Annotated in this window: 11 protein-coding genes and 1 pseudogene; 5 read left to right on the plus strand and 7 right to left on the minus strand. The window is 66.2% G+C overall.

Translation table 11 applies throughout. The features are described from left to right. Window positions 1–48: 48 nt before the first annotated feature. From NLI89_RS21030 to NLI89_RS21040, 3 genes are all read right to left on the minus strand, one after another. Window positions 49–642, minus strand: a complete 594-nt coding sequence (locus NLI89_RS21030; RefSeq protein WP_254688711.1) for a GNAT family N-acetyltransferase — start codon at window positions 640–642, stop codon at window positions 49–51. A 1-nt stretch (window position 643) separates the two neighbouring features. Then, on the minus strand, window positions 644–1,486 hold the full coding sequence (gene hemF / locus NLI89_RS21035) for an oxygen-dependent coproporphyrinogen oxidase (RefSeq protein ID WP_254688712.1): 843 nt from the start codon (window positions 1,484–1,486) through the stop codon (window positions 644–646). Window positions 1,487–1,686: 200 nt separating this feature from the next. Then, window positions 1,687–2,136 carry a tRNA (cytidine(34)-2'-O)-methyltransferase gene (locus tag NLI89_RS21040; RefSeq protein WP_254688713.1) on the minus strand — a complete coding sequence of 150 codons (450 nt, stop codon included), beginning with the start codon at window positions 2,134–2,136 and terminating at the stop codon, window positions 1,687–1,689. 203 nt (window positions 2,137–2,339) lie between these two features. Between NLI89_RS21040 and petA the strand changes: the two genes are divergently transcribed. The 5 genes from petA to NLI89_RS21065 all read left to right on the plus strand — a co-directional run bounded on the left by petA (window position 2,340) and on the right by NLI89_RS21065 (window position 6,892). Beyond that, window positions 2,340–2,906 (plus strand): ubiquinol-cytochrome c reductase iron-sulfur subunit, encoded by a 567-nt coding sequence (petA, locus tag NLI89_RS21045; protein WP_254688722.1) that lies wholly within the window; start codon window positions 2,340–2,342, stop codon window positions 2,904–2,906. A 10-nt stretch (window positions 2,907–2,916) separates the two neighbouring features. Then, entirely contained in the window at window positions 2,917–4,236 is a 1,320-nt protein-coding gene (locus tag NLI89_RS21050; protein ID WP_254688714.1) for a cytochrome b, read from the plus strand. 21 nt (window positions 4,237–4,257) lie between these two features. Continuing rightward, window positions 4,258–5,100, plus strand: a complete 843-nt coding sequence (locus NLI89_RS21055; protein WP_254688715.1) for a cytochrome c1 — start codon at window positions 4,258–4,260, stop codon at window positions 5,098–5,100. A gap of 147 nt (window positions 5,101–5,247) precedes the next feature. Next, entirely contained in the window at window positions 5,248–5,796 is a 549-nt protein-coding gene (locus NLI89_RS21060) for an adenine phosphoribosyltransferase (protein ID WP_254688716.1), read from the plus strand. Window positions 5,797–6,256: 460 nt separating this feature from the next. After that, window positions 6,257–6,892 (plus strand): hypothetical protein, encoded by a 636-nt coding sequence (locus NLI89_RS21065; RefSeq protein WP_254688717.1) that lies wholly within the window; start codon window positions 6,257–6,259, stop codon window positions 6,890–6,892. 237 nt (window positions 6,893–7,129) lie between these two features. Here NLI89_RS21065 and NLI89_RS21070 read toward each other — a convergent pair whose 3' ends face one another. The 4 genes and pseudogenes from NLI89_RS21070 to NLI89_RS21085 form a co-directional block, all read right to left on the minus strand. Continuing rightward, window positions 7,130–7,591, minus strand: a complete 462-nt coding sequence (locus NLI89_RS21070) for a MaoC family dehydratase (protein WP_254688718.1) — start codon at window positions 7,589–7,591, stop codon at window positions 7,130–7,132. 14 nt (window positions 7,592–7,605) lie between these two features. Then, window positions 7,606–8,907: an ectonucleotide pyrophosphatase/phosphodiesterase gene (locus NLI89_RS21075; RefSeq protein ID WP_439144556.1), complete on the minus strand. Its 1,302-nt coding sequence runs from the start codon at window positions 8,905–8,907 to the stop codon at window positions 7,606–7,608. A gap of 248 nt (window positions 8,908–9,155) precedes the next feature. After that, window positions 9,156–10,826 (minus strand): hypothetical protein, encoded by a 1,671-nt coding sequence (locus NLI89_RS21080; RefSeq protein WP_254688720.1) that lies wholly within the window; start codon window positions 10,824–10,826, stop codon window positions 9,156–9,158. Window positions 10,827–10,877: 51 nt separating this feature from the next. After that, window positions 10,878–11,091, minus strand: a pseudogene (locus NLI89_RS21085) (hypothetical protein); the annotation flags it as partial.

Raw genomic sequence — 11,091 nt, forward strand, 5'->3', positions numbered from 1 at the left:
ACAAAGCTCATACCAACTACCAATCCCGGTTGACGAAGTGGCTCACGCCTACCCCCGCTTCCCCAGATACGGAATCTGAGGCGCCGTCTCCGCCGGCAGCACCCCCGTCGCCCGAGGATCCGGAAACGTCTCGATCGTCCGCTTCACCGCCACGAACCCCTGCGCCCGATAAAACCCCAGCGCGCTCGGATGATCGAGCGTGCAGGTATGCAGCCACACCCGCTCCACCCCCTTCGCCCAAGCCCGCGCGCAAGCCTCGGCCATCAGCCACCGGCCATGACCTTGCCCGGCAAGCTCCGGGATCAACCCGAAATACGAGATCTCGCACGCGCCGCCCGCGCGGAAATCGAGTTCGAGCATCCCGACCTCGATCCCCGCCGGATCGAGCACCGCATACACGGCGATCCCCGGATCATGGACGATCGCCGCCAGCGCATCGTCCGCCATCACCAGCCGCGAGTACCAGAGCCAGGGGCTCCCCACCCGCCGGAACAGCGCCCGATATTTCTCCAGCGCCGGCCGCTCCCACCGCACCAGCCGCAACCGCGACCCCGGGCTCGGCCGCAGCGGCGGCCGCTTGCGCATCTCCAGCGTCGTGACGATCGTCGCGAGGACGTCGTCGGCAACCGGGATCAGCGCCATATCAAGACCAGGTCGCGCGCGGCGGCAGGCTCATCAGGATCGCATCGATGTTGCCGCCGGTCTTGAGCCCGAACAGCGTGCCCCGATCATAGACGAGGTTGAACTCGGCATAGCGCCCGCGCCATTCGAGCATCTGCGCCTCGTCGGCGGCGGAGAACGGCGTATCCATCCGCCGCCGCACGATCCTTGGATACGCATCGAGGAAAGCCTCGCCGACATCGCGCGTGAACGCGAAGTTGGTCTCGAAGTCGCCGTCGAGATGATCGAAGAAGATCCCGCCCACGCCCCGGCTCACCTTCCGGTGCGGAATATAGAAATAGGTCTCCGCCCACTCCTTGAACCGCTCGTAATAGGCCGGGTCATGCGCATCGCACGCCGCCTTCATCGTCGCGTGGAAGTCGGCGGTATCCTCCTCGATCGGCAGCGGCGGGTTGAGATCGCCGCCGCCGCCGAACCAGCGCTTGGTGGTGTTGAGGAAGCGGCAGTTCATGTGCACCGCGGGCACGTGCGGGTTGGTCATGTGCGCGACCAGGCTGATCCCGGTCGCGAAGAACCGCGGATCATCGCCCGCACCGTGGATCGACTTGGCGAAATCGCCCTCGAAAGTGCCGCCGACCGTCGAGACGTTGACGCCGACCTTCTCGAACACCTTGCCCTTCATGACCCCACGGACCCCGCCACCGCCAGGTTCGCCCGACGGATCGATCCGGTCCCACGGGGTGTATTCGAACGCCGCCTCGGACCCCGCCTCCCGCTCGATCGCCTCGAATTCGGCACAAATGCGATCGCGCAGGGATTCGAACCAGGTTCGAGCGGCGGCTTGCTGGGGGTCGAGTTCGATCATGGGGGCGTCTTACCGCCAGCAAGCGACGCATGAAAGACACGCGATACTTCTCGCTCCCCTCCCTGGAAGGGAGGGGCTGGGGGTGGGTCGGGTTCCGCATATCCGGACGTCGGGTGGCCTAAGCCGGCCGACCCACCCCCGACCCCTCCCTTCCAGGGGGGGGAGCAGAAGGGCGCGCGAGAAACCGCTCCGCACCCGAGCTAAGCCGGCCAGCCGCCCGTCTGCCGCAAGGCCTCCGCCGCCACGATCCCCGTCGCCACCGAGATATTCATCGACCGCAACCCCGGCCGCATCGGGATCAGCACCCGCACGTCCGCCCGCGCATGCACCTCGTCGGGCACGCCCGCCCCCTCGCTCCCCATCAACAACACGTCGTCCTCGCGAAACTCGGCCACATCCAGCCGCACCGCGCCCTTCGTCGTCAGCAGCACGATCCGCCCCGTCACCTGTCCCAGGAACGCGTCCCAATCGACATGCCGGACCACGTCGACCACGCCGACATAGTCCATGCCAGAGCGCGCGACGGCCTTGTCGCTCCAGGTGAATCCCATCGGTTCGATCAGGTCGACGCCGATTCCCATGCACGCGGCGGTGCGCAGGATGGCGCCGACATTTCCGGCGATATCGGGCTGATAGAGGGCAATACGCATGCGCGATCTCCTAGCGCAGCAGGGCTTCGGGGGTAACCCAAAGCAAAATGCAGTTGGCAAACCGTCGTCCCGCCGTCTATCAGATCGCAGCCTCCGTGGGGACGGTCGGGCGGAATGGGCATGTGGTTTCGCGAAACCGAAAGCCCAGTCGGCCACGAAAAAAATAACGTGCAAGGGCGAGATGAATGGCGACAGTCGACGACATGGTTCCTCCCGGCGAATCGCCAGAGCCGTTTCACGAAGAGGCCCATGACCCTCGCCGCCGTGATTTCATCAATATCGCCGCCGTCTCGTTCGCCGGGGTCGGCGCGGTGGCGATCGTGCTGCCGCTGATCAACCAGATGAACCCGAGCGCAGACGTGCTCGCACAGTCGACCACCGAGATCGACCTGTCGAAGATCCTCCCCGGCCAGGCGATCAAGACCAGCTTCCGTAAGCAGCCGCTGTTCGTGCGCAACCTGACGCCGAAGGAAATCAGCGAGGCCGACGCGGTCGATATTGCGACGCTGCGCGATCCGCAGACGCTCGAGGAGCGGACCAAGGCGGGCAAGAAGAACTGGCTGATCACGCTGGGCGTCTGCACGCATCTCGGCTGCGTCCCGCTCGGCGCGGGCGAGGGTGAGAACAAGGGCCCGTTCGGCGGCTATTTCTGCCCGTGCCACGGTTCGGCCTACGACACCGCCGCGCGCATCCGCAAAGGCCCCGCACCGACCAACCTCCATGTGCCGGATTACGCCTTCAACTCCGACACCGTCGTCACGGTAGGCTGAGGAAAACGACATGAGCTTTCCCTGGGCCAAGCAATACGAACCGAAGCTGCCGCTGACGCGGTGGCTGGATGAGCGGCTTCCCGTTCCCCGGCTCGTCTACAATTCACTCGGCGGCGGCTATCCCGTCCCGCGCAACCTCAATTACTTCTGGAACTTCGGCGTGCTCGCCGGCGCCGCGCTGGCGATCCAGATCATCACCGGCATCGTGCTGGCGATGCACTACGCCGCCAACGGCACGGTCGCCTTCGACTCGGTCGAGAGCATCATGCGCGACGTCAACGCCGGCTGGTTCCTGCGCTACGCCCACGCGAACGGCGCCTCGATGTTCTTCATCGTCGTCTACACGCACATCTTCCGCGGGCTGTATTACGGCTCGTACAAGGCACCGCGCGAGATGGTGTGGCTGCTCGGCGTGGTCATCTTCCTGCTGATGATGGCCACCGCGTTCATGGGCTATGTCCTTCCGTGGGGGCAGATGAGCTTCTGGGGCGCGCAGGTCATCACCGGGTTCTTCTCGGCGATCCCGCTGGTCGGCGATACCATCCGCATCTGGCTGCTGGGCGGATTCGCACCCGACAACGCCGCGCTGAACCGTTTCTTCTCGCTGCATTACCTGCTGCCGTTCGTGATCGCGGGCGTCATCATCCTGCACATCTGGGCGCTGCACATCCCGGGCTCGAACAACCCGACCGGCGTCGACGTGAAGGGCGAGCAGGACACCGTCCCGTTCCACCCCTATTACACCGCCAAGGACGGCTTCGGGCTCGGCATCTTCCTGCTGATCTTCGCCAGCCTGTTGTTCTTCTTCCCGAATTATCTCGGCCACCCGGACAATTACATCCCGGCGAACCCGCTCTCGACGCCCGCGCACATCGTCCCCGAATGGTATTTCTGGCCGTTCTACGCGATCCTGCGCGCCTTCACCGCGGACTTCATCCTGCCGGCAAAGCTCTGGGGCGTGCTGGCGATGTTCGGCTCGATCCTGCTGCTGTTCTTCCTGCCCTGGCTGGACAGCTCGCCGGTCCGTTCGATGAACTACCGGCCAAAGGCACGGATCGCGTTCTGGGTGCTGGTCGCCGACATCGCGATCCTCGGCTATTGCGGCGGTGCACCGGCGACGGCGACCTACGTTATCCTGAGCCAGATCTGCGCAGCCTATTACTTCGCGCATTTCCTGATCATCCTGCCGATCATCTCGCGCTCCGAGCGTCCGCGGCCGCTGCCCAACTCGATCACCGAGGCCGTTCTGGCCAACCACGGTGGCACCAGCCCGGCCAAGACCGCGCTTGCGACGTCCACGACGTCGCCTGCACCGCACGCCGCGCACTGATACGAACTCGAGGACACACACATGGTTCGTCTCATCGCATCCATCGTCGGCGCGGCCTTCGTGCTGGTGCTCGGCATCGCGCTCTTCGGCAGCGTCGCGGGGGTCATCACCGATCCCGTCGCGCCGACCGCCGAGAGCGTCGCGCACAAGCACCCCAAGGAACTCGAGCTCGCCTCCAACGGGGTGTTCGGCAAGTTCGACCGTCGCCAGCTCCAGCGCGGGTTCCAGGTCTACAAGGAAGTCTGCGCCGCCTGCCACTCGCTGCGGCTCGTGTCGTTCCGCGATCTGCAGAAGATCGGCTATTCGGAGCCCGAGGTTAAGGCGATCGCCAGCCAGTGGGTGATCGAGCAGCCCTCGATCAATCCTGAAACCGGCGAAGCGGCAACGCGTAAGAACATCCCGTCGGATCGCTTCCCGTCGCCGTTCGCGAACGAGGTCGCCGCCCGCGCCGCGAACAACAACGCGCTGCCGCCCGATCTCTCGCTGATCACCAAGGCGCGCGAGGAGGGCACCGCGTACGTCCACTCGCTGTTGACCGGCTACACGACGCAGCCCGCCGCGCTGCTGAAGGAATTCCCGGACATCAAGACGCCCGAGGGTCTCCACTACAATCCGTATTTCGCGAACCTCAACATCGCGATGCCGCCACCGCTGACCTCGGACGGTCAGGTGACCTATGCGGACGGCACCAAGCCGACGATCGACCAGATGTCGACCGACGTTTCGGCGTTCCTGACCTGGACCGCCGAGCCCAACCTCGAGGCACGCCATGCCGCCGGGTTCGCGTCGATCATCTTCATCCTGATCTTCTGCGGCCTTGCCTGGGGCGCGTACCAGAACGTCTGGCGCGACGTTAAGCATTGATGGCGGGCGGGCTCCCGCGGTAAGGGCGCACGGATACAGGGAGCGGCGGACGGGCAGGGTGCCTTGTCCGCCGCTTTCGTTTCGGCCGTAGCGCAGCGTCGCGCCCCGGCGCATCCGCCGCCCTCGTGCGGAGAGAAGGAAGCCTCCATGCTGGATACCGAAGAGCGCAATGCCGACCTCAAGGCGCTGATCCGCACCATCCCGGACTTCCCCAAGCCCGGCATCCAGTTCCGCGACATCACGACGCTGCTGCTCGACCCGCACGGCTGGGCGACCGCGATCGAGCGCATGGTCGCGGCGGTCTCGGGGCCGGTCGACCTGATCGCCGGCATCGAGGCCCGCGGCTTCCTGTTCGCCGCCGCGCTCGCCGCACCGCTCAAGGCCGGCGTCTTGCTGATCCGCAAGGACGGCAAGCTCCCCGGCGTGACCATCGCCGAGGACTATGCGCTCGAATACGGCACCGACCGCATCGCGATCCACGCCGACGCCTTCGCCGCCGGCGCGCGCGTCCTGCTGGTCGACGACCTGATCGCCACCGGCGGCACAGCCCGCGCCGCCGTCCGCCTGCTCCACAAGGCCGGCGCGGTCGTCACGCAAGCCCAGTTCCTGGTCGACCTGCCCGAGCTCGGCGGCGCCGACGCGCTCCGCTCGGACGGCATCGAGGCCTCCGCCCTGATCCACTTCCCCGGCCACTGATCGCCCGCCGCGAGCGGGTCGCGCGCCCATCCTTGCCGCATGCGTCCGCTCGTAAGGCAGTCGTACGCCGCCTACTAAAGCACCCCCCCGGCGGAGGCCGGGGTCCAATTGGGCAACGTCGCCAACGGAGGACATCGCGTCGTCACCTCCGCCATTCCAATTGGGCCCCGGCCTCCGCCGGGGAAGCAACCCTCCCAAACCGTTCCCCCGCGGACGCGGGGGCCCAGCTAAATACCGCGGCGCGCCGTCACCCTGGACCCCCGCATACGCGAGGGCACAGTAGGGCGAGGTGTCCCGGTCCTTCCAAGCTCCTGCCGAACCCAAAACCCCGTCAGACCCCATTCCCACCCCCGGTACGAAATCCCGTCAGACCCCGTTCATGGAACTTGCGACATACTGTCTCCGTTGTGCGACGAATGGCGGCGCGTTGTGTCCGCCCTCCGCGTACGGGAGAATTTCCATGTTTATGAAACGCTTCGGCATTATCGGCCTAGCCCTGGGCCTCGGATTGGGCGTCGCCGGCTGCACAGACGGTTACGGTTATGGCGGCGCTGGCCTCGGCTATGCCAGCGACCCCTATTACGGAGGCGGGTATGGCGGCGGCTATTACGGTGCAGGCTATGACGGGTTCGCAGGCTATGGCGGCCTGAATTCCTATTACGGCTGGAACGGTGACTATTATTATCCCGGTTCGGGCGTCTACGTCTACGATCGCAACCGTCGCCCCTATCGCTGGAATGGCAACCAGCAGCGCTATTGGCAGGGGCGTCGCGGCAACTATCGCGGTAACGGCAACTGGGGCAATTTCGCCCGCGGCAACAACCCCGCGGCGCGCGAATATCGCCAGGATCGTCGCGAAGCCAATCGCGATTTCCGCCAGGATCGCCGCCAGGATCGCGGCCAACTCCGCAACGGCCAGATCACGCCGGGCCAGTTCCGCGGCGAACGTCGCGAAGCACGCCAGGAATATCGCGGCGAGGCCCGTCAGGATCGGCGTGAATACCGCCAGAATCGCGGAACCCAGGGTCGCAGCTTCGGCGGTGGCAACCGTGGATTCCGTGGCGGCAATCCCGGCGGCGTTCGCACGCCTCGTTAACTAGCGTAGATTGGTTCACGCGAAGGCGCGAGGGCGCGAAGAGAAGGAGTTAGGTTTCACGCGGAGACGCGGAGGCGCGGAGAGTTGTAGTGGGCGAGAGGAGGGTGACCTCCTCTCAATAGAAGAACCTCACCAAGCAACTCTGTCATACTAAAACTCTCCGCGCCTTCGCGCCTTCGCGTGAACAATACTGCATCAGTTCGACAGCCGGCGTTCGTTTGCGCGATACCTCGCAAATCAGCCGGCCGGCGCTTCCGTCGGGCGCGTCGCGACCAGTCCGTTGGACACGAACGTCATCACCATCACGTCGTCCTGATTGAACACCCGCATCCGACTCTTGAAGATCCCCATCTCGGGCCGACTCGCCGACACGCGCTTTTCCAGAACCTCGCTCTCGCAGCGCAGAGTATCCCCCGGATACACCGGCTTCACCCACTTCAACTCGTCGATCCCCGGCGACCCAAGCCCCGCCTGCCTGTTCTCCTTCAGATGCGCGACCAGCATCGCCATCGTCATCGCGCACGTATGCCAACCGCTCGCCGACAACCGCCCGAAATGCGTCTGCGCCGCCGCCTCGTCGGACAAATGAAACGGCTGCGGATCGTATTTTGCGGCGAACTCGGTCACCTCCTCGCGGGTGACGGCATAGGAACCGAACGACGCGGTCCGACCAACCTCGATATCCTCGAAATACTGCACGCGAACCTCTCCTCTTATCGTTGCATCACCTTCTGGAAGGGCGCCGCAGTGCCGTCCAGCCCCGCCTCGGCCGGCAACCCGATCAGGTCGCGCAGCAAGGGCTCGATCGCGACATTGTCGAAGCTCGGAATGGTCTTGCCGCGAGCGAACGCGGGCCCGTTGGCGATGAACAGCGCGCGCATCTCCGGCGCCATGTTGTCGTATCCGTGCATCCCGCCGACCGAAGCCCGGGTCGGCGCACTCGCATCCACCCGCCAGCCGACATCGGCGAGACACAGATAGCTCGGCACCCGCGGATTGCGCCCATAATGGAATCGCGCCGGAATCTCGCTTTTCCGCCAGCATTGCAGGTGATCGTGCGGCTTCAGCAACTGCGCCTCCAGCGCTGCCTCATGCCCCGGCACCGCGAACAGGGTTGCGTACGGCCCCATCTCGACGGTGCGATAATCCGCCTTGTCCGCGATCGTATCGAGCGCCACGACGCGCGTGCTGCTCGTCGCCGCCATGCCGTGGTCCGCGACGATCACCAGGTTCGCCGGCTGCCCCAGCGCGGCGAGCCCGTCGACCAGCGCGCCGATGCTGGCATCCACATCCGCCACCGCCTGAGTCACGCCCGCACTGTCCGGCCCGCCCGCATGCCCCGCGCTGTCGACCGTATCGAAATACAGCGTCACCAGCTTCGGCCGGATCGCCGCCGGCCGCCGCATCCAGTCGAGCACCGCGTTGACGCGCTGCGTGCCCGACACCTGCTGGTTGAACTGCTGCCAGTCCTCCGGCCGCGTGCCGCCCTCGATCGCACCATGGCTGTTCGGCTTGGCGGTCCCCCCGACCGCGACGTTCGCGCCCGGCCAGAACATCGTCGCAGTGCGGATCCCCGCCTTCTCCGCATCGACCCAGATCGGCGTGCTCTCGTTCCACCAGAACGGATCGTCGGTCGTCATCGTGAACGTCTCGCCCGGTCGCGCCGGATCCTCCATCCTGTTCCCTACGATCCCGCTGCGATCCGGCCGCAGACCCGTCACCAGCGTCCAGTGGTTGGGAAACGTGACGCTGGGAAACGACGGCCGCATGCTCGCAAACACGCCGCCGGCGCGCAGCCGGTTGAGGTTCGGCGTCACCCCGCGGTCGAGATAATCCGGCCGAAACCCGTCGATCGACACGAGAATCGGAACCGGCGCGCGCGTTTCGCCCGGCATCGCAGCCGCCGCGGTCGATGCGGGGGCAGGCGCGGTGATCGGCGCAAGGGCAGGGGGCGTGTACGGATACGCACACCCGGCGAGTGCCAGCCCCAGAAATGCGAGCACAGTCGTCTTCATCATAACCGTTCGTCCCGAGCAGGTGCCGACTTCCCGCGATCCCTACCCGGCACGACCGAGGAGGGAAACCCGTTCGCGGCGTGGATCTGGCCGCCCAATGGAAAGCACCACCCCACCGAGCAGCACCACCCCGGCGAAGGCCGGGGCCCAGTTGGGGGACATCGCCGATACGCGTTGCCCGTCGTTATTCCGACCTACCCAACTGGACCCCGGCCTCCGCCGGGGAGGGATAATTATTGGCTAAAAACCTACAACCCCACCGCCAGCTTGCTGAACAAGGTCCAACTCACCGGCGTCTTCCCATAAGCCGCCTCCAGCGCCGCCGGCTTCGCATACGCCGCGACAGTCCCCCCCAGCGCCAACCCAAGTGGCCCGACGATCGGCACCCGGTACGCATACCCGACCTCCGCCTTCGTCACCCGGAACTTCCGATCATGCAGCGGATCGTCGTGATCGGGAAAAAGCTCGTCGTTCGCCACGTTCTCGAGCCTGCCGAACACCGCATGCCGCGGCGTCAGCTCGTAATTGACCTCCGCCAGGAACGCGCTCAATTTCTCCCCCGGCACGCGGTCCTTCAGGCTGTACGCAAACGTCGTCGCCAGCCCGCCCCGCGCATATTGCACGCTCGCGGTCGATCGGTTCTCGTCCTCGCCCGGATGCTGCGCCTCGGGCTCCTTCAGCCGCCCATGGCTCACCTGCACCGCCCAGAACGGCGACGGCGTCCACGTCCCCCGCACGCTCCACGAATCGAGCCGTGGCGCCTCGATCCCCCAGCGATGCTCGTCCGGCTCGCGCCCCTTGAACGCCGACGCCTCCAGCTGAAACTTCGGCGTCGCATAGCCCGCCGTCACCACCCCGTAGGTGATATGCGTCGAATCGAACCAGTGATGCGTGATCGGCGACATCGGCTGATACCGCGCCGACCCGCGGTGCATGAACGCGCTCGGCCCCAGCGCCGGCTCGCCGACCGGCCCGCCGTACAGGAACAGCGTGTTGCCGTTCCCCAGCCGGTAATCGACCTTCGCGGCGAGCTCCATGAACAGGTCGTGCGGATGCTGCCGATCGACCAGCGGGCGGTCGTTCGCCAGCTCGCCGGTCGCGAACAGATTGGTGTAGCCGCGCGCACCCATCAGCGGCTCGAGGCTGTTCATCGCCCGCAGCTGGATATGCCAGCGGTCGCCAAGATCGCGATCCGCCATCAGCATCGCCATCGACTGCACGAACGCCTCGCTCTTGCCGCGCGGGCCCCCCTGGTCGGTCGCGACGCCCCACGCATAGCCATGCGCCATCAGCATCCACTCGCCCGCCTGCGTCATATACCCACGCATCGGCCCCTCGGCGGCCGGCAGTCGCGACGTCCCGCTACCCTGGCTGTAGAAGCCGGCGGACGTCCCCATCGCCATCCCGGCCATCGCCGACCCCGCCGGCATCTTCGCCACCGCCGCATCGGACGCCGCGCGATAGGCGGGGTCCACGATCATCGCGTGCCCCATCGCCCCATGATCCATCGCGCCATGATCCATGGCACTATGATTGATCGCCATCCCAGGCATCGCCGAGTGATCCATCTGCGCATGATCCATCCCCGGTATGGCGTCCGGCATCGCCGAAGGCGCGACCGGAGTCGGCGGCGCGACCGGAGCAGGGTGGCCCATCGCCGAATGGTCCATCGTCGAATGATCGACCGCACCCCCAGACTGCGACGTCCGAGCGGCCGGGGCAGCCTTAGCCGGCCGCGACTTGACCGTCTTCACCGTCTTCTTGGCAGCCGCATCCGGCATCGTCATACCCGGCGCCATGCCCGGCATGGACGTGGAATGTTGCGCCACCGCGCCGACGGGCAGCAACGCCCCCACGACACCGCCCGCAAGCAGCATCGCCCTCACGGCACCAGCCGCGAGCAACCTATATCGAGTCATTGGTATATCCTTGGAAAAGCCTGAAAATCGGGGTGCATCGGCACCCGACGATCAGGCCTCTCGCGGAGGCCGCAAAGCCGGCGCGACGCCAGCCCCAAGATCCAGCACCGCCACGCGCTCGGTCACCATGACCGGCTCCCGCAACGCCACGCCGGGCACCCGAGCACCATTCCAGTTCGAAGGCGGCACGCACCCGATACAGCCATGCAGCGGCGTCGCCTTCCGATCGGGCGCCTCGTGATCCGGCCGATGATTCGACCCGTGA

The organism is Sphingomonas faeni (genome assembly GCF_024273235.1).
Lineage (GTDB): Bacteria > Pseudomonadota > Alphaproteobacteria > Sphingomonadales > Sphingomonadaceae > Sphingomonas > Sphingomonas faeni_A.